The 19348-nt window shown below is 64.3% G+C and carries 16 protein-coding genes; 5 read left to right on the top strand and 11 right to left on the bottom strand.

Annotated elements, in window-relative coordinates; genetic code table 11:
* Positions 1-404 precede the first annotated feature (404 nt).
* The 4 genes from EN885_RS22325 to EN885_RS22345 form a co-directional block, all read right to left on the bottom strand.
* Positions 405-1496 carry a Gfo/Idh/MocA family oxidoreductase gene (locus EN885_RS22325; protein WP_128244380.1) on the bottom strand — a complete coding sequence of 364 codons (1092 nt, stop codon included), beginning with the start codon at positions 1494-1496 and terminating at the stop codon, positions 405-407.
* Between the two features lie 327 nt (positions 1497-1823).
* The gene (locus tag EN885_RS22335; RefSeq protein WP_128244379.1) at positions 1824-2990 is read right to left on the bottom strand and encodes an ABC transporter substrate-binding protein; all 1167 of its coding nucleotides are present in this window, start codon (positions 2988-2990) and stop codon (positions 1824-1826) included.
* A 68-nt stretch (positions 2991-3058) separates the two neighbouring features.
* Positions 3059-3907: an ABC transporter permease gene (locus tag EN885_RS22340; protein WP_128244378.1), complete on the bottom strand. Its 849-nt coding sequence runs from the start codon at positions 3905-3907 to the stop codon at positions 3059-3061.
* Positions 3904-4731: an ABC transporter ATP-binding protein gene (locus EN885_RS22345; protein ID WP_126104280.1), complete on the bottom strand. Its 828-nt coding sequence runs from the start codon at positions 4729-4731 to the stop codon at positions 3904-3906. Before EN885_RS22345 ends, EN885_RS22340 begins: the two co-directional genes overlap by 4 nt.
* 274 nt (positions 4732-5005) lie before the next feature.
* Here EN885_RS22345 and EN885_RS22350 point away from each other — a divergent pair, with 274 nt between their 5' ends.
* A complete protein-coding gene (locus tag EN885_RS22350; RefSeq protein WP_128244377.1) occupies positions 5006-5950 on the top strand; it encodes a MurR/RpiR family transcriptional regulator in 945 nt (314 codons plus the stop codon).
* Positions 5951-6146: 196 nt separating this feature from the next.
* Positions 6147-7934: an NAD(P)/FAD-dependent oxidoreductase gene (locus EN885_RS22360; protein WP_128243806.1), complete on the top strand. Its 1788-nt coding sequence runs from the start codon at positions 6147-6149 to the stop codon at positions 7932-7934.
* A 147-nt stretch (positions 7935-8081) separates the two neighbouring features.
* Here EN885_RS22360 and EN885_RS22365 read toward each other — a convergent pair whose 3' ends face one another.
* Complete coding sequence (locus tag EN885_RS22365; protein ID WP_128243807.1) at positions 8082-9311, bottom strand: amidohydrolase/deacetylase family metallohydrolase; 1230 nt, start codon at positions 9309-9311, stop codon at positions 8082-8084.
* 114 nt (positions 9312-9425) lie between these two features.
* Positions 9426-9791: a RidA family protein gene (locus EN885_RS22370; protein WP_128243808.1), complete on the bottom strand. Its 366-nt coding sequence runs from the start codon at positions 9789-9791 to the stop codon at positions 9426-9428.
* Between the two features lie 253 nt (positions 9792-10044).
* On the opposite strand from EN885_RS22370, the gene EN885_RS22375 reads away from it, so the two are divergent.
* Together EN885_RS22375 and EN885_RS22380 are read left to right on the top strand one after the other, a co-directional pair.
* A complete protein-coding gene (locus EN885_RS22375; RefSeq protein ID WP_128243809.1) occupies positions 10045-10803 on the top strand; it encodes an SDR family oxidoreductase in 759 nt (252 codons plus the stop codon).
* Between the two features lie 55 nt (positions 10804-10858).
* Positions 10859-11344: a hypothetical protein gene (locus EN885_RS22380; RefSeq protein ID WP_128243810.1), complete on the top strand. Its 486-nt coding sequence runs from the start codon at positions 10859-10861 to the stop codon at positions 11342-11344.
* A gap of 247 nt (positions 11345-11591) precedes the next feature.
* Here EN885_RS22380 and EN885_RS22385 read toward each other — a convergent pair whose 3' ends face one another.
* Complete coding sequence (locus tag EN885_RS22385) at positions 11592-12020, bottom strand: Lrp/AsnC family transcriptional regulator (RefSeq protein WP_027153643.1); 429 nt, start codon at positions 12018-12020, stop codon at positions 11592-11594.
* A 125-nt stretch (positions 12021-12145) separates the two neighbouring features.
* Here EN885_RS22385 and EN885_RS22390 point away from each other — a divergent pair, with 125 nt between their 5' ends.
* Entirely contained in the window at positions 12146-13249 is a 1104-nt protein-coding gene (locus tag EN885_RS22390; RefSeq protein ID WP_128243811.1) for a saccharopine dehydrogenase family protein, read from the top strand.
* Positions 13250-13434: 185 nt separating this feature from the next.
* Here EN885_RS22390 and lpdA read toward each other — a convergent pair whose 3' ends face one another.
* From lpdA to EN885_RS22415, 4 genes are all read right to left on the bottom strand, one after another.
* Positions 13435-14832 (bottom strand): dihydrolipoyl dehydrogenase, encoded by a 1398-nt coding sequence (gene lpdA, locus EN885_RS22395; RefSeq protein WP_128243819.1) that lies wholly within the window; start codon positions 14830-14832, stop codon positions 13435-13437.
* Positions 14833-15077: 245 nt separating this feature from the next.
* Complete coding sequence (locus tag EN885_RS22405; protein ID WP_128243812.1) at positions 15078-16484, bottom strand: dihydrolipoamide acetyltransferase family protein; 1407 nt, start codon at positions 16482-16484, stop codon at positions 15078-15080.
* 229 nt (positions 16485-16713) lie between these two features.
* Positions 16714-17727 carry an alpha-ketoacid dehydrogenase subunit beta gene (locus EN885_RS22410; protein ID WP_095484793.1) on the bottom strand — a complete coding sequence of 338 codons (1014 nt, stop codon included), beginning with the start codon at positions 17725-17727 and terminating at the stop codon, positions 16714-16716.
* Positions 17728-17729: 2 nt separating this feature from the next.
* The gene (locus EN885_RS22415; RefSeq protein ID WP_128243813.1) at positions 17730-18962 is read right to left on the bottom strand and encodes a 3-methyl-2-oxobutanoate dehydrogenase (2-methylpropanoyl-transferring) subunit alpha; all 1233 of its coding nucleotides are present in this window, start codon (positions 18960-18962) and stop codon (positions 17730-17732) included.
* Between the last annotated feature and the right edge of the window lie 386 nt (positions 18963-19348).

Here is a 19348-nt window from a genome sequence, read left to right on the forward strand (position 1 = left end):
GCATACTGGCCGCCTGCGCTTACAATCTGCGCACCATGATTGGCGTCCTCTATCCACCCGATGAGAGGCGGACATGAGGGAGGAGTGCGTCCACAATCCGGCAGGATGGCTGCCTAAACCGACAAAGGCCCCGCAAGGGCCGCGGAAAACCGCTCTGCCGGCCTTCAAAAAGGCCCTCACTGACCACCGAAATCCACTTCGCTCCCCGTGCAAAGCCCTCCTTGTGGGAGAAGGTGGATTGGCGCGCAGCGCCAAGACGGTTGAGGGGTGCTGGACGGAGTGCAGTCGGTGCCAAGCTGGACCACCCCTCATCCGGCCGCGGAGCCTGTCCTCGGGCTTGCCGGAGGCAAGACCCGTGGGCGGCCACCTTCTCCCACAAGAAGGGGAGAAGGCGGAGCTGGGCCTCAGGCCAGCTCGACAGTCCGCCCTTCCGCGATGCTTTGCTCGGCGGCAAGCACGATGCGCAGGCTGTTGACTGCGGCGTCCATCTGCTCCGACAAGTCGAGATCCTCGCGGATGGCGCGCAGGAAGAATGCCTGCTCGCGGTCGCAAAGCTCCTGGTGGCCGGGTTCGTCCTCCATGCTGACGATCTCGTCCGGCTTGCTGAAATTCTTGTCGCCGTCGACCTGTGCGTAGTGGATCTTGAGCGCATCGGTCTTGGTGTGGCGATCGATGTCGGCGGAGTTCGATACCTCAGCCAGTTCGGCCGCACTGCTCGCCTGCTGGCCGGCGACTATGGAGACCGCGCCCCTCGGCCCAACCACATCCTTCACGAAATAGGCCGTCTCGCTCATCATCGGACCCCAGCCCGCCTCGTACCAGCCGACCGAGCCGTCATCGAAGGTGACATGCAGATGGCCGTAATTCTGCTTGTCGGCTTCCGCCCACAATTTGGCGCCGATGCCGTGCACGCGCACCGGCTTGGCGCCGGTCAGCTGGCACATCACGTCGACATAGTGCACGCCGCAATCGACGATCGGGATCAGCGAATCGATCAGGTTCTTGTGCCAGTGCCAGGCGCTGCCGCTGCTCTGCTGGTTGAGGTTGAGGCGCATGACCAGCGGCTTGCCGAGCGTCTTGCCGACCTCGATGAACTTGATCCATGACGGGTGGACGCGCAGGATATAGCCGAGCACCAGCTTGCGGTTCTTGGCACGCGCCGCGGCGACGACCTTTTCGGCATCCTCGATATTGGTGGCGAGCGGCTTTTCCATGAACACATGGCAACCGGCGGCAATCGCCTTCAGCGCATATTCGGCATGCGTGTTGGGCCAGCTGTTGATGGAAACGGCTTCCGGCCTGGTCTCTTTCAGCGCCTGATCGAAATCCTCGTAGAGCGGATAGCCGGCTAATTCCGCCGGGATCTTTGTGTTGCTCTTGATCGTCCGGCTCATGATGCCGACGATCTCGAAGCCATCCAGCCGGTGGTAGGCGCTGGCATGCGACGCGCCCATATTGCCCAGCCCAATCACCAGTATTTTGACCTTGTTGGTCATCTCAGCCTCCCAAATTCTTCATTGAGTTGTGCGCGGCGATCGGTTGGGACAATCACCTCAGATCAGTCGTCGCCGCTCATTGCCTGGCCCTTTCCTCTCCCCCGTCGATCGGGGGAGAGGTGTCGAGCGAAGCTCGACGGAGTGGGGGTCGACCTTCGCGCCCGCCCTGAGGTACTTGCTCGCCAGATTGTGCCTGTCTTGCAGCGTTTGGCGAACGCCTTCCCCCACTCCGTCGCCGCTTCGCGGCGCCACCTCTCCCCCCTCCGGAGGGAGAGGAAAGGAGCCAAGGCAGGCCAAGGGCAGCGCCGACATAGACAATTGCAGCCTTTACTTGACCGCCGAGTCGAACAGATGCGCCTTGATGTTATCAACATCGAGCGCGGCAAAGCCCTCTGACAGCTTGTAGCCATCGGCATCGGCCTTGACCTTGGCCTTGTCGAAGCTGTTGGCGGGGCCGATCAGCTCGTTGGTGCAGACGTCCTCGGCTTTCACCGGGCTGGTGATCTGGCCGATCTTGTGGATCTCGTCGAAGAAGCCCTGCCAGCTCGCCATGTCGTGCGAGCCCCAGCCTTCGCGCTTGTCCATGTCGCCGCGGAAGACGTTGATCTGCTGCAGGATCGAGGTTGTACCGAGCTCCGGCCCAAGGTTCTTGGCTAGCGTCGGGAACTGCTCGAACACCGCTTCGACGGCGGCGCGTGGATTCTGGTAGCCGAACTCCAACCCCATCGCCCAGCCGCGCAAATACTTTTCCAGGAACGCCTTGCGGTCGGGGTCCTCGAGATCTGCTGCGCGCACGACGAAAGTGTTCGCCGGCAGCTTCGAATTCTGCACGCCGAGCCAGTATTCGAAGTCGAGGTTCTTGGCGATCCATTCGGCCCGCAGCCCTTCCCATGACAGCGCGGCGTCGCCCTGGCCGCCGGCAAGTGCGGTGCCCCAGGTCGGCCAGCCGGCCTCGACATACTTCACCTTCTTGATGTCGACGCCTTGCGCCGCCAGCAGCGGGTCGGTGATCGACTGCCATGCGGCGGAGCCGAGCAGGATGGTCTTTCCTTCTAGCTGCTTCAGGTCGTTTGTTCCCTCGCCCTTGCGGAAGGCGAAGCTGAACGTGTCGCGCGCGCCCATGTGGAACACGGATTTGAGCTTCATGCCGTTCTGGATGGCGAAGGAGAAAACGCCGGGCGAAGGGAAGCCCATGTCGGCCTGGCCGACATCGACGAATTTCACCGTTGCGGTGCCGTCCGACGGACCCGGCTGCATGTCAGTGTCGAGGTCGCCGAAATAGCCGGCCTTCTTGGCCGCCCAATAGGGATAATCGTCGAGCACTTCGAGCGTGCCGCGCGGCGAGATCCAGGTGAATTTTTCATAGGCCTCGGCCTGCGCCCTCAAACCCGAGGCGCCGAGCGCCGTGGCCGTCACCAAACCGGCGCCGGTGACTTGCAGGAAGTAGCGGCGGTTGATACCCGCTTTTGAACCGATGTGACTTTCGTTGGTCATGACATTCCCCTTTTTGTTGATTGCTTGCCCTGGCGCCCGCCTCCCGGGCGCCATTATCACCTTTGCGCTCACGCCTCCCAGCTCGCCCATTTCTTGCCGATCAGGAAGAACAGCACGTAGATCAGGATGCCGAGGATCGAGAGGATCAGAACCACCGCGAAGAACTGCGGCATCTGGATCATCGACGAATAGGTGGTCAACCGGTTGCCAAGGCCGAAGCCGCCACCGACCATCTCGGCGCCGACCGCGGTCAGAAGCCCGAAGATCGCGCCGATCATCAGGCCGACAAGGATCATCGGCAGCGCCATCGGCGCCCGGATCCTCCAGAAGATCTGCAAGGTGCTGGCGCCATAGGAGCGCGCCAGCGCGATCTTGGCGCTGTCGACGCGGCGAAACCCGGTCGCCGCATTGATCATCACCATTGGGCCGGCGGCGAGCGCCACCGCGATGATGCGCGGCGTGTAGCCAAAGCCGAAGCGCAGGATCAGAAGCGGCACCAGCGCCAGCATCGGCGTGGTGACCAAGAGCAGGATGTAAGGCGCCACGATCTTCTCGGCGAAAGGGAATTGCGTGATCACCGCCGCCATCACCAGGCCGATGATGGCGCCGATCGAGAAGCCGGAAACAAGCTCCACCAGCGTGTATCCGAGATGCGGCGCAATCAGAGGGAATTCGTCGAACAGCGCGTAGGCGATCGCGCTTGGCGCCGGCATGATGTAGTGCGGCACATTGAAGAGCCGCAGCGCCAGCTCGATGCCGCCGATGATGATCACCGCGACCGCGATGATGGCGGCGACCTCGGCGCCCGACCTGATGCCGGGGCCGCTGGCGAAGGCCGAAAGATTGGTCAGGCTGACCTCATGACCGTCGCCCGCCTTGGTCTTGGAGAATTCCGGGATAGTGTCGCCTCCGCTCACGGTCTGATCCTCACAATTTCGGCGGTGCCGCGCTCTCGCGCCTTCGGCCGTACGCGCTCGCCGACAATGTCCATCTTGATCGTGTTGGTGAGGTCGAAGACTTCCTTCGTCGCCATGATCTCCAGCGAGCGCGGGCGCGGGAATGGCACTCGATATTCCTTGGCCACCCGGCCCGGCCGCGCGCTCAGCACCACCACCCTGTCGGAGAGGAAGATCGCCTCCTCGATGCTGTGGGTGATGAAGACGATGGTGGTCTTGGTATCGAGCCAGATCTCCTCGACGAGACGGTTCATCTCCTCTCGGGTGAAACTGTCGAGCGCGCCGAACGGCTCGTCCATCAAAAGCACCGATGGCTTCAGCGCCAGCGCCCGCACGATCGCCGCGCGTTGCTGCATGCCGCCCGAGAGCTCGCGCGGGAACTTGCCGCCGAAACCGTCGAGCCCGACGCGGTTGACGAGATGCGCGATCCAGGCGCGATCCGGCTTCTCGCCCTTGATCTCGAAGGGAAAATGGATGTTGGCGTCGAGATTGCGCCAGGGCAGCAGGTTCGCCTCCTGGAAGACGATGCCGATATCGGGGTGCGGCCCGGTGATCTCTCTTCCGTCGAGCCGGATTGTCCCGCTGGACAGGCGATGCAGCCCGGACATCGACCACAAAAGGGTGGTCTTGCCGCAGCCTGAGGGGCCGACGATCGAGACGATCTCATTGCCGTGAACGTCGAGGCTGCAGCGGTCCAGCGCCAGAAGGTCGCCGGAAGCCGTGTGGTAGATCTTGGTCGCGTCCTGCACGCCAAGCTTCGGGGTTTTTGCACTGCCCGGGTTCATGCGCCCCTCGGAGATTGCGCGATGATCCAGTGGGTCATACGGTCGCAGAAATCAGTCTGTAACTATCCTACTTTACTGTCAAGCGGCGACCGTCGCTATCGCTGGCAAGATCGCTAGGGCTAGCCATATCTGTTTGTTTAAATTACATTTTCTATTTCTTGAAAAGCTTGTTGCTTTCCTACATACTTCGGAAACACGTCGCGTGAAGCGGAGCAGGCAAGCGGTGCGCAAACATGGTAGAGGTCGAGTTCCACGAACGTCAGGGGAATGACTCATGACCGAAGCTGAAGGCCATGCACGACTGACTTCGGATGGCGAGCCGGATACACGCGATCATGTCAGGCGCATCCCCGACATCATCTCGCTGGTCAAGGACTCTTACGGTGAACTGCGCCCGGCGGAACGCCGCGTCGCCGATGTCGTGCTCGACGACGTCAGGTTCGCGGTCGACGCTTCCAATGCCGTACTCGCCCAGCGCGCCGGGGTCAGCGAACCGACCGTGACCCGGTTCTGCCGCGCCATCGGCTGCGAGGGCGTGCGCGATTTCAAGCTGAAGCTGGCGCAGAGCCTCGTCGTCGGCGCGCTCTATCTGAGCAAGCCGCCGCCCACCAGCAGCGACAATGGCATGCCGTTCTGGAATGCCGTGTTCGGCGAAGCGCGCCGGGCGCTGCAGGAAGCCGAACGGCAGCTCGATCCGGCGCAGCTGGTGAAGGCGGCCGAGCTCATCGCCAAGGCGCGCCAGGTCACGGTGTTCGGCCTCGGCGGCAGCTCTTCGGCGCTGGCACAGGAAACCCAGTACCGGCTGTTCCGTTACGGCATCACCGTCAGCGCCCAATGCGACCCCTATCTGATGCGGATGACCGCCTCGACCTTGAAGCCCAGCGATCTGGTGATCGCCATTTCGGCGACGGGACGCACGCGCGAAGTGATCGAGGCCGTCGAGCTCGCCAAGCATTACCGCGCAAACGCGATCGGCGTGACCGCGCCCGACACCGACTTGGCGCGCGCCTGTGACGTCAGGCTGACGGTCGCGGTGCCCGAATATCCCGACACGCTGAAGCCGACCGCCTCGCGGTTCGCCTTCCTGGCCGCGATCGATCTGATGGCCGTGGCGGCTGCCTACAAGCTCGACGGCTCCGCCCGCGAGACGGTTCGCCGCATCAAATACAACGCCCAGATCCACAGGACGGGCAAGGAAATGGAACCGCTCGGGGATTGAGCGGTCCTTTTTCCTTCTCCCCTTGTGGGAGAAGGTGGATTGGCGCGCAGCGCCAAGACGGATGAGGGGTGTTGGACGGAGTGCCGGCGGGCCAAGCTGGAACACCCCTCATCCGTCGCCTTCGGCGACACCTTCTCCCACAAGGGGAGAAGGAAAGACGGGGCGGCGCCGACTTGAAAAGGTAGAAGGACCACAGATGCTCGACATGGCACCATCGAAACAGGCGGCCACCTGGCTTTCCTCCCTCGCCCGCGCGCTCGAGGCGGGCGACGCCGAGGCCGCGACCAATCTGTTCGCCGAGGACTGCTACTGGCGCGACCTGCTGACCTTCACCTGGAACATCAAGACGATGGAAGGCCGCGCGGCGATCCGCGACATGCTGGAAGCCACACTGGCGACGACAAGGCCGACTGCCTGGCAGCTCAGTGGCGAAGCAAGCGCGGACGAAGGCATCGTCGAAGCCTGGTTCACTTTCGAGACGTCATCGGCATGGGGCCAGGGCATCCTGCGCCTGCAGGACGGCCGATGCCGGACGCTGTTCACGACGATGACCGACCTCAAGGGCTATGAGGAGCGCAAGGGACCGGCGCGCCCCTTGGGTGTTCGCCACAAGGCCGACCCGGACCGAGAGACCTGGTCGGAGGCGAGAGCGCGCGAGACGCGTGAACTCGGCGCCGGCCAGCAGCCTTATTGCCTGGTCATTGGCGGCGGCCAGGGCGGCATCATGCTGGGCGCAAGGCTGCGGCAGCTCGGCGTGCCGGCCATAGTCATCGAGAAGAATGCGCAGGCCGGCGATTCCTGGCGCAACCGCTATCGCTCGCTCGTGCTGCACGACCCGGTCTGGTACGACCATCTGCCTTACATCCCGTTTCCGGAAAACTGGCCGGTGTTCACGCCCAAGGACAAGATGGGCGACTGGCTGGAAATGTACACGCGCGTCATGGAGCTCAATTACTGGACCTCCACGAGATGCATCGGCGCGTCCTATGATGCGGCCGAAAAAATCTGGACGGTCGAGGTCGATCGCGCCGGCGAGCGCATCACGCTGAAGCCGAGGCACATCGTCTTTGCGACCGGCGCCTATGGGCCGCCGAGGCGGATCGACCTGCTCGGCGCCGAGGCGTTCCAGGGCGAGATCCTGCATTCCAGCCAATATTCCAGCGGCGAGAAATTCCGCGGCAGACGCGTCGCGGTCATCGGCGCGGCAAGTTCGGGGCACGATGTCAGCGTCGACCTCTGGGAGAGCGGCGCTGAGGTGACCATGATCCAACGCTCGCCGACGACGGTGGTCAAATCGGACACGCTGATGGAGGTCGGCTTCGAGATCTTTTCGGAAGATGCGCTGGCGCGCGGCATCACCACCGAGAAGGCCGACATGATCGTCGCCTCGACGCCGTTCGCGCTGCTGCCGCAAAGCCAGCGGGCGCTCTACGACATCATCAAGGCGCGTGACGCGGCCTTCTACGACCGCTTGCGCGGCGCCGGCTTCGCCATCGATTTCGGTGACGACGAGACCGGACTGCTGATGAAGGCCTACCGCACCGGCTCGGGCTACTACATCGACGTCGGCGCTTCGGATCTGATTATCAACGGCGAGATCGGCGTCCGCAGCGGCGTCGGAATCAAGTCGCTGACGCCGACAGGGATCCTCTTCGACGACGGCACCGAGCTGGCGGCCGACGTGGTCATCTCCTGCACCGGCTATCAGTCGATGAACGAGACGGTGGCGACGATCGTCTCGCGTGACGTCGCCGACAAGGTCGGCCCGTGCTGGGGAATTGGCTCGGGCGTGAAAGGCGACCCGGGTCCGTGGCAGGGCGAATTGCGCAACATGTGGAAGCCGACGGCGCAGGAGGCGCTATGGTTCCACGGCGGCAACCTCGCGCTGTCGCGCTTTTATTCGAAATTCGTTGCGCTACAGATCAAGGCGAGGATGGAAGGGGTGGCCACGCCGGTTTATGGGGCGCCAGGGGTGAAGCCGTAATCTCCCTCCTTGAGGGGGAGATGGCCGGCAGGCCAGAGGGGGTCGCCGCGCGCCGAGCGCCAACCTCCATCCGTTGCAGGAAGGCGAGCCCGGTCGAACCGACCCCCTCTGTCGCCTTCGGCGACATCTCCCCCTCCAGGGGGGAGATCACCCACGCCCGAAATGCCGGGCTACCACATCGATATGCGTGTCATGCGCATGCGCTTCGAAGCGCTCGGTATCGCCAAAATCGTTTGCCGCCTCGTTCGGCCACCAGGTGCCGCCGATCACGATGCCGTCGGACACCAGCCTCTGCTCGGCGACCAGCGACGCGCCGACCGCATCGACAAAGGTGAAACTGCCCGGGCGCAGCCGCAGCACGGCGATATCGCCGACGGCGCCGACCGTAAGCGCGCCAAGATCGGTCCGCCCGATCGCCTCGGCCGGGCGCTGTGTCGCCGCGCGCAACACCTCGACAAGCGGCATGCCTAGCGCCAGCAGCTTCGACATGCAGACCAAAATGTCGAAGGCCGGCCCGTCGACGCAGTAGAGATGCACGTCGCTGCTGATCACGTCAGGGGCCAGCCCCTCGCTGAGCATCGCCTTGGCAACCTCGAAGTCGAACGAGCCCATGCCGTGGCCGATATCGAAGATGACGCCGCGTTCGCGCGCCAGCCGCATGTCGGGCCGCACCGCGCCCGAGGCGAAGATCGGCGCGTTGGGAAACGGCCGGAAGCAGTGGGTGAGAATGTCGCCCTTGCGCAGCCGCGGCAGCACTTCCGAGCGGCCGGGCGGCGGCTCGTCGATATGCGCCATCAGCGGCAGGCCCGCCTGGTCGGCGGCCTCGAGCGCCAGATCGACCGGGGCAATGCCGCTGGTGCCGCCGGCATGGCGACCCGAGCGGACTTTGACGCCGACAACCACGTCTGCGTGCTCGCGCACCGCCGCCACCGTCTCACGCGGTTCGCAGAGCCTCAGATCGCTGCACTCGCCAACCGAAACGGTCTGCGAGAAGCCGAAAATGCCGGCAAAGGAAATGTTGACATAAGCCAGGATGCGCACTTTCGAGCGCTCGATGACGTGGCGGCGAAAGCCGAGGAAGTTGCCGGCGCCGGCACTTCCCGCGTCGATGAATGTGGTGGTGCCGCTTTTGGCGGCGAGGCGGTCGGCATCGACGCCGAGCGAGGTGCCGCCCCAATAGACGTGGCTGTGCAGGTCGATGAGGCCGGGCGCGACGATGGAGCCCGTCGCATCGATAACGCGCGCGGCGCGCTCGAACGGAATGTCGGCATCGATCGCGGCGATGCGGCCATCGGCAATGGCCAGATCTCGTTGCGCGTCGAGGCCGGACGCCGGGTCGATGATGCGGCCGCCCTTCAGCAGGAGATCAAATTGCATCGGCGTCCGCCTCCGTTCCGCGAGTTACTGTTCCTGGGAACCGTAACTCGCTCTAGCTATTGTTTGCCGCATTTATGCGGACGCCAAATGATTCCATTTGGCTGCAAAATGCTCTCAGACCGGCCTGTGGGCGACGGCCTCGACCTCGATCTTGATGTCGATCATCAGGCGCGATTCGACGGTGGTGCGCGCCGGCGGATCCTTTGGGAAATGCCTGGCGTAGACGGCGTTGAAGGCGCCGAAGTCGCTGGCGTTCTCGAGCCAGACCGTCGTCTTGACCACGTCGTCCATGGTGCAGCCGGCCAGCGCCAGCGCTGCCTTCACATTCAAAAGCACCTGCTCGGTCTGCTCGGCTATGCCGCCCTTGACCACCACGCCGTCGCTGCCGACCGGCACCTGGCCGGAGACATAGACCGTATCGCCGGCCCGGACCGCCGGCGACAGCGGCACATGGGATGTTCCAAAGCACTGTTTGGGCAAGGAAAGTCTCCTGTTCAAACATTGGCGGCAATCGCCGCAGAGTCCGCGCGGGCTCTTTCGCTGCGCCGGTTTGCCCGTTTCCCGCCGGAAGGTCTACGCCTGTCCGAGCGATTCTCATACAGGCTGTGTTGGAAAGCAACATTTTTTGGAATTCATGTTGCTTTATTACAAGAGCATCAGCATCCTGCTTGATCAGCGATTGCGTCGATGCGTCCGGCAGGCGAGGATTGGCGAGGAAAAAACGAGGAGCCGCATGATCGATTTCGGTGGTCGCAGCGTGGTCGTGACAGGGGCAGCCGGCGGCGTCGGTAGCACGTTGGTCGCCGTCCTGTCCGCCTGCGCGGCAAGGGTGGTCGCCTGCGATCGCGAGGGCACCGACCTGACCAGCGCCGGAATAGAAGACGCGCATCATTTCGACCTGCTCGATGACGACGCCGTCGCGGCATTTGCCAAGCGCCTTGGCGAAGGCGCTGCACCGGCGGCGGTCATCTCGAACGCCGGCTGGACGCGGGCAGAAACGCTCGCCGATGTCTCGACGGCAGCCCTCGATCACGAAATGGATCTGAATTTTCGCAGCGCCGCACTGCTGTCGCAGGCACTGCTTCCCGTCATGCGCAACCAGCCGCAAGGCGCCGCCTTCGTGTTCATCTCCTCGGTCAACGCGCAAGCCCATTTCGGCAATCCCGCCTATGCCGCCGCCAAGGCAGCACTCAACGCCTGGATGCGCGCCATCGCCACCGAGGAAGGCCGCAACGGCATCCGCGCCAACGCCGTCATTCCCGGCTCGATCAGGACCGGCGCCTGGGAGCATCGCCTTGCGAACAAGCCGGAGATCCTCGCAGCCGTCGGCAAGCTCTATCCGCTGGGAAGGCTGGTCGAGCCGATCGAGGTCGCCCGCGCCGCAGTCTTCCTGGCGTCGCCCTTTGCCAGCGGCATCACCGGCACGACCTTGAATGTCGACGCCGGCCTGATGGCCGGCAATCTGCCGTTTCTGGACCAGATCGGCGGTTGATCGGATCAAGTCGAGCCTTCTATCGACCGAAACGTCGCAACACAGGGGAGCAAAAGTGACCTTCGACAAGAACCCGTTTCCGCTCGGCGACGCTGACCGCCATGCGCTCTGGGAGATGCTGGTGCGGCGCGACATCGACGCCTTCCTCGGCCAGGATTGGGCGATGGTCGAGGATGATTTCGTGGCCTCGAGCTTCTTCGGCATGCACGCCCATTTCCTCAGCGATGCGGATGCCTGGCGGCTGCAATTCCCGACGCTTCGCAGCTACCGCGACGAGTGGCTGCGCCAAGCCAAGGAAACCGCGGCGACGAAATTCGCCGAACCGTTGCGCGAGGCGCTGTTCCGCATCACCAACATGCGCGACATCGACGTCGACGGCGACCGCGCCGTGCTGCACAAGAAGTTCAACGGCTCGATCGCCAAGCCCGACGGCAGCGTCGAGAGGCTGAAATGGCAGACCCTCTATTTTTGCACCAAGGTGCAGGGAAGCTGGAAAATATCAGGCTTCGTCGGCTACATGCCGCATCCGCTTTGTGGCTAGGCACCGGCCAACTCGAAGGCCGGCGATCCTTCGCGCCCCCCTCTGTCCTGCCGGACATCTCCCCCACAAGGAGGGAGATTGGCCGTCATCACTGATTTCGCCAACCACCAACCTTGCAAGAGGGCGCTGTCGGCGAAGCTGCCGATCTCCCCCAAGTGGGGGAGATGTCCGGCAGGACAGAGGGGGGCGCTGTCCCGCCGACGTCCCGAAAGATTCCGCAGGGCGAGGCAATGCTCTGCCCACCCGCTCAGCGGTCGATCCGCGTCGACAGGATGATCGAGGACGACGTCCGCTCGACCCCGTCCATCGCGCCGATCTCGTCGAGGAGTGTGTCGAGATCCTTGATCGACGGCGCGTCGACGATGACGATCATGTCGAAATTGCCGCTCACCGAATGCAGTGTCCGAACCGGTGGCAGCGCCTGCAGGCTGCGCACGACCTTGTCGGCAAGCTTGGGCGTGACGGTGAGCAGGACATGCGCCCGCACCAGGCCCTGTTCGTAGTCGGGCGAAAGCCTGACGCCATAGCCGGTGATGATGCCGCGCTGTTCCAGTCGCTCGATCCGGCTCTGCACCGTCGTCCGCGACACGCCGAGCCGCCGCGCCAGCTCGGCCGTCGAGGCGCGCGCATTCGCGCGTAGCAGGGAGAGCAGGGCCTGTTCGGCATTGCTAAGCACTTTCGACGAACCCCATCGGCATTTTGATCAACAAGGCGCTTCGTTTCGCACAGTTCCACGCTTCCTTTCGACAGGCAAGCTGCGATTCTGTGCTTCGCAATCAATGTTCGGGCGAGGGAACTGTCATGAAGAAAATCATTGTTGTCGGCGCCGGCAAGATCGGCTCGACCATTGCCGAGATGCTGGCTTCCACCGGCGACTATCATGTCACCCTCGTCGACCGCTCGGCCGTACAGCTCGGCGCGGCCGAACTGCCGGCCACGGTCGAGACGCTGGAACTCGACATCGAAGCATCAGGCACGCTCGAAGCGGCCCTGGCCGGCAAGTTCGCGGTGCTGAGTGCTGCACCCTTCCACCTGACCACGCGCATCGCCGAAGCGGCAGCCAGCGCCGGCGTCCACTATCTCGACCTGACCGAGGACGTCGTCAGCACCAGGCGCGTCAAGGAGCTGGCGCGCTCCGCCAACAGCGCCTTCATTCCGCAGTGCGGGCTGGCGCCGGGCTTCATCTCGATCGTCGCCAATGATCTCGCCAGCCGCTTCGACACGCTGGAGAGCGTGCGCATGCGGGTCGGCGCGCTGCCGCAATACCCCTCGAATGCGCTGAACTACAATCTGACCTGGAGCACGGACGGCGTCATCAACGAATATTGCGAGCCTTGCGAGGCGATCGTCGAAGGCGAGCTGATCGAGGTGCCGCCGCTGGAGGAGCGCGAGGAATTCTCGCTCGACGGCGTCACCTACGAGGCGTTCAACACCTCGGGTGGGCTCGGCACGCTGGCCGAAACGCTGAAGGGCAAGGTGGGCACGCTGAACTACCGCACCATCCGCTATCCCGGCCATGCCGCGATCATGAAGGCGCTGCTCAACGATCTCGGCCTGCGCCACCGTCGCGACGTGCTGAAGGACATTTTTGAGAGCGCCCTGCCGGCGACGCTGCAGGACGTGGTCATCGTCTTCGTTACGGTCAGCGGCCGCAAGAACGGCCGCCTGCTGCAGGAGACCTACGCCAACAAGATCTACGCCAAGCGCGTCGGCGAAATGGTGCGCAGCGCCATCCAGATCACCACGGCCTCCGCAATCTGCGCGGTGCTTGACATGCTGGCCGACGGCACCTTGCCGGCGAAGGGTTTTATCAAGCAGGAGGACATCGCGCTCGACGCCTTCCTCGCCAACCGCTTCGGTCGCGCCTATGCGCAGCACGAGATGGTTAGCCGGCTGGCGGGGTGAGGTTTTGCACCTCTTTCCTTCTCCCCTTGTGGGAGAAGGTGGATTGGCGCGTAGCGCCAAGACGGTTGAGGGGTGCTGCTTGGGGCGCTGTTGGTGCCGGCTGGAACACCCCTCATCCGACCGAGCTTCGCTCGGCCACCTTCTCCCACAGGGGGAGAAGGGAGAGCGCGCGAGGCCGGCTGGCTTCAAACATGCAGCGCCCGCCCCATCGCCTTCAGCGCCGCTTCCTGAAAACCCTCACCTTGGGTCGGATGCGCATGGATTGTGCCGGCGATGTCCTCCAGCCTTGCGCCCATTTCGAGCGCCAGGCCGAAGGCCGTCGACAGTTCCGATACGCCCTGGCCGACCGCCTGGATGCCGAGCACCAGATGATTGTCCGCCCGGGCAACGACCCGGACAAAGCCCTCCTCGCCAAGCTTGGTCATGGCGCGGCCGTTGGCGGCGAAGGGAAACAGGCCGACCTTGATCTCGCCGCCGAGCACCTTGGCCTCATCCGGCGACAGACCTGCGGTGACCAGTTCCGGATCGGTGAAGCAGATGGCGGGAATGCAGCGCTTGTCCCAGCTGCGCTTGTGACCGGCGACGATCTCGGCGACCATTTCGCCTTGCGCCATCGCCCGGTGCGCCAGCATCGGCTCACCGGTGACGTCGCCAATAGCGAAGATGCCGCGCATCGAGGTGCGGCACTGGTCGTCTATGCGGATGAATTTCCCCGCCATATCGAGGTCGATCTGGTCGAGCCCCCAGTCTTCGATCACCGGCTTGCGCCCGACGGTGACCAGTATCCTGTCGGCGGCGATCTTGGCATTCTTGCCGTCCTTCGTCTCGACCAGCAGCGCATCGCCCTTGGTCGACAACCCCTTGGCCTTGGCGCCCACAAGCACCTCGATGCCGAGCTCGGTGAGCCGCTTCACGACCGGCCGGGTCAGCTCTGCATCATACTGCGCCAGCACGCGCGGCAAAGCCTCGACCACGGTCACCCTGGCGCCCATCTTGGCGAAGGCGATGCCGAGCTCGAGCCCGATATAGCCGCCACCGACGACGGCAAGCCTTTCCGGCACTTCGCTCAGCTCCAGCGCTTCGGTCGATGAAATCACCGGTCCACCAAACGGCAGCGACGGCAGCTCGACCGGCGCCGAGCCGGTCGCGATCACCACCGTCTCGGCGCGGACCACCTGCATCCCGGTCTCGGTCTGGACTTCGACGGTCTTGCCGTCGCGGAATTTCGCCCAGCCGTGCACGGTCTTGACCCCGGCCTTCTTGAGCAGGCCGGCGACGCCACTATTCAGTCGGCTAACAATTCCGTCCTTCCAGGCGATGGTGGCTTCGAGATCAATGGATGGTGCTGCGATTGAAATGCCGAGCGGGCTCTTGCCGCCGGCCATGTGGGAGATCTTCTCGAACTCCTCGGCCGCATGGATCAGCGCCTTGGACGGAATGCAGCCGACATTGAGACAAGTGCCGCCCGGTTTGCCGAACTCGACGATCACCGTGTCGATGCCGAGCTGGCCGGCGCGGATGGCACAGACATAGCCGCCGGGCCCGGCGCCGATAACGAGCAGCTTACAGGAGATTTCCTTCATCATGGCACCTTGGTTCGTCGAGCCGGCGGGACAGCGCCCCCCTCTGCCCTGCCGGGCATCTCCCCCTCAAGGGGGAGATTGGCAGCTTTGGCGCTCCGCTTAGTCTTGTAACGCTGGAGATTGTCGAAAGTCGGGATGAGAGCCGATCTCCCCCCTTGAGGGGGAGATGTCCGGCAGGACAGAGGGGGGCGCGAAGGATCGCTACCGCTCTCATTCTGCGCCACTGCGATCCTCTGTTCATGGCACTACTCCACAAAAATCAGCGCCGGGGTCTCCAGCAGCGTCTTGATCCGTTGAATAAATACCGCGGCGTCCCAGCCGTCGATGACGCGATGGTCGAAGCTGGAGGACAGGTTCATCATCTTGCGCGGAATGAACTGGGTTCCGTCCCATACCGGCCGCACCATCATCTTGTTGACGCCGATGATCGCCACTTCCGGGTGATTGATCACCGGCGTCGTCGCGACGCCGCCCATGGCGCCGAGCGAGGTGATGGTGATGGTCGATCCCGAAAGCTCGTCGCGCATCGCCGTGCCTGATTTGGCGGCCTCGGCCAGCCTGATGACCTCGGCGGCGCAATCCCAGATGTCGCGCGCCTCGGCGTGCTTGACCACCGGCACCACCAGCCCCGAAGGCGTCTGCGCGGCGATGCCGATATGGACGCCGCCATGCTGGTGGATGATGCCGGCCTCGTCGTCGAACAGCGCGTTGATATTGGGCTGGTCGGCAATCGCCTTGACTATCGCCCGCATCAGGAACGGCAGCAGCGTCAGCTTCGCCCGTTCCGCGCCGCCGCGCTTCTCCTTGTTGAGCGCGGCGCGCAGATCCTCGAGCGCGGTGACGTCGATCTCCTCGACATAGGTGATGTGCGGGATGCGCGACTTGGCTAGCGCCATTTTCTCGGCGATCTTGCGCCTGAGCCCGATGATCTTGATGTCCTCGACCGCCTCGTTGCGGGCGAGGCCGGAGACTTTCGCGAGCTGCGGTCCACGCGCCAGAAACGCCTCGATGTCCTCATGCTGGATGCGGCCGGCCGGGCCCGTTCCCGCGACCTGCCGAAGATCGACGCCGGCCTCTTTCGCTCTCAGGCGGATAGCGGGCGACGCCAGCGGCTTTTCACCTTCGGGGCGCGGCGCGCCGACGGGCGCAGTACCCCCACCCCTAACCCCTCCCCACAAGGGGGAGGGGGATTCCGTCGCCGTTTCACTTCCGCGCACAGAAGCGCTTCCTGACGAAGGTAGGGCTGGTTTGACGTCGGCCTCGGCAGCCGAAGCGCGTCCCCCTCCCCCTTGTGGGGGTCCGAAGGACGGGCGAGACCCGTGGCGCGCCCCGGCAAGGCTAGGGGTGGGGGTACTCTTGGCGCCCGCCTCACTTCCTGACTCCGCAGCGCCTGCCTTCACATTACCCTCTCCCGCCACTTTCAACCTGACGATGGGCGAGCCGATCGCCACCGTGTCGCCGATCTCGGCGCCAAGCCACAGAATCTCGCCGTCGACAGGCGACGGAATTTCGACCGTCGCCTTGTCGGTCATCACAGCGGCAAGCACCGCGTCCTCGCGCACGAGATCCCCGACCTTGACCTGCCATTCGACCAACTCGGCCTCGGCGACGCCTTCGCCGACATCGGGCAGCTTGATTACATATTCGCCCATCGTCAGGCCTCCCCTACCGAGGCGTTTGCGCTGCCCCTCGCCCCTGCCCATTCCGGGGCGAGCCGCTTGTCTCGCTTGGGACCCCCGTGAAGAACGGGGAGAGGGGGATCGCCTGCGTGGCGGCCAGCACCTACTCCCCGTCCCTCACGCGGAGAAGATGCCGGCAGGCAGATGAGGGGCGGCACCATGGTTGGCAATTGGTCCGAAGCGATTGCTCTGCCTCCCATCATCAGGCCTCCATCGTCTCAAGCAAGGCCCGGCCAAGCCGGGCGGGACCTGGAAAATAATCCCACTCCTGCGCGTGCGGATAGGGCGTGTCCCAGCCGGCGACCCGCGCCACCGGCGCTTCCAGATGATAGAAACAATTTTCCTGCACCAGCGCCGACAGCTCGGCGCCAAACCCCGATGTCAGCGTCGCCTCGTGCACGACCACGCAGCGGCCCGTTTTTCTCACCGAGGCGACAATCGTCTCGAGATCGAGCGGCAGCAGGGTTCTCAGATCAATGATCTCGGCGTCGATGCCGGTCTCCTCGGCCGCCGCCTGCGCGACATAGACCATCGTGCCATAGGCGAGCACGGTGACAGCGGCACCCGGCCGCCGGATCACCGCCTTGCCGAGCGGGACCGTGTAATGGCCGTCGGCGACCTCGCCGAGGTCATGTTTCGACCACGGCGTCACCGGGCGCTCGTGATGACCGTCGAACGGGCCGTTGTAGAGCCGCTTCGGCTCCAGGAAGATCACCGGATCGGGATCCTCGATCGCCGCGATCAGCAGGCCTTTGGCATCGTGCGGATTGGACGGCACGACGACCTTCAGGCCGGAAACGTGGGTGAACAGCGCCTCCGGGCTCTGGCTGTGGGTCTGGCCGCCGAAGATGCCGCCACCGGTCGGCATCCTGACCACGATCGGACAGGTGAAATCGCCGTTCGACCGGTAACGCAGCCGCGCCGCCTCCGAGACGATCTGGTCGTAGGCCGGATAGACATAGTCGGCAAACTGCACCTCGACGCAAGGTTTTAGGCCGTAGGCGGCCATGCCGATGGCCGAGCCGACGATGCCGGCTTCGCTGATCGGCGCATCGAAGCAGCGGCTCTTGCCGTACTTCGCCTGCAAGCCCTGCGTGCAGCGGAAGACGCCGCCGAAAAAGCCGACATCCTCGCCATACACGATGACGCGTTCGTCGCGCGCCATCGACACGTCCATGGCGTCGCGGATCGCCTCGATCATGGTCCGCCTTGGCATGGTCAGACCCCTGCCTGCTGGCGCTGACGCCGGAGATGCGGCGGCATCTCGGCATAGACACCCTCGAACATGTCGCGCGCCGAGGGCTTGCCGCCGGCATGCAGCGTGCCGTGCCGCTCGGCCTCCCTTTGCGCCGCGATCACCGTTTCGAGGATTTCTGCCTCGGCCTGGGTGTGGCGTTCGGCCGACCAGACGCCGCGCTGGATGAGATGGTTTTTCAGCCTGACGATCGGGTCGCCGAGCGGCCATGCGTCGGACTCGGCCTTCGGCCGGTAGGCGGACGGATCGTCGGAGCTCGAATGCGCGCCGACGCGGTAGGTGACGTATTCGACCAGCGTCGGCCCGAGATTTTTCCGCGCCCGCTCGGCGGCCCATTTCGCCACCGCATGGACGGCGAGATAATCGTTGCCGTCGACCCGCAGCGAAGGAATGCCGAAGCCGAGACCGCGCGCGGCGAAAGTGCCGGAGCCGCCCCGGGCGATGCCCTGAAAAGTCGAGATCGCCCACTGGTTGTTGACGACGTTGAGCACGACCGGCGCCTTGTAGGTCGAGGCGAAGACCAGCGCCGAATGGAAGTCGGACTCGGCGGTCGAGCCGTCGCCGATCCAGGCGGCGGCGATCTTAGAATCATTGCTGATCGCCGAAGCCATCGCCCAGCCGACCGCCTGGATATATTGCGTCGCCAGATTGCCGGAGATCGAGAAGAAGCCATGCTCCTTCGACGAATACATGATCGGCAATTGCCGCCCCTTCAGCGGGTCGGCCTCGTTCGAATAGATCTGGTTCATCATCGTGACCATCGGATAGCCGTCGGCGATGAGCAGCCCTGCCTGCCGATAGGTCGGAAAGTTCATGTCGCCCGGCGCCAGCGCCTTGCGGAAGGCGCAGCTCACCGCCTCTTCGCCGAGATGCTGCATGTAAAAGGAGGTCTTGCCCTGCCGCTGCGCCATCTGCATGCGGGCGTCAAAGCTGCGCAGCGTCATCATGTGGCGCAGCCCTTCCAGCAATTCGTCGTCGGAAAGCAGCCCGGCCCATGGCCCGACGGCTTCGCCGGAGCGGTTGAGCACCCGGATGATCGAAAACGCCAGATCGCGGATGGTGCGCGGATCGACATCGATCTCGGGACGCGGCACCGAGCCGGCCTTGGGGATGGTCACGTCAGAGAAATCCGGCGTCCCGCCCGGCCGCACCTCCGGCTCCGGCACATGGAAGCGCAACATTCCTGTATCGGCCATGACCAAGATCCTCCAATGTTGCCTGGCGCGATAGTTGCACACCGCCGGACCAGTGCCAATTCGTCGGGCAAGGCTTCAGGCCAGCGACGCACCGGCCGGCACTCGCCAAGATGAAGATATGTCGGCGAAATTTCTTGTCGATCTTCCGCCGCCACGCGCAATTTGGCGTATGATTGCGCCAGGTTTCCCGCCAGATGAGCAATTCGGAGCGGATTAGGGGCTTCGCGCGGCGTCTCCTTCTCCCCTTGTGGGAGAAGGTGGCCGAGCGAAGCTCGGTCGGATGAGGGGTGTTCCAGCCTGGCAAGGACGGCGCTCCGTCCAGCACCCCTCAACCGCCTTGGCGCTGCGCGCCAATCCACCTTCTCCCACAAGGGGAGAAGGAAGAA

It is taken from the genome of Mesorhizobium sp. M6A.T.Cr.TU.014.01.1.1 (assembly GCF_004022765.1).
GTDB classification, from domain to species: Bacteria; Pseudomonadota; Alphaproteobacteria; order Rhizobiales; family Rhizobiaceae; genus Mesorhizobium; species Mesorhizobium mediterraneum.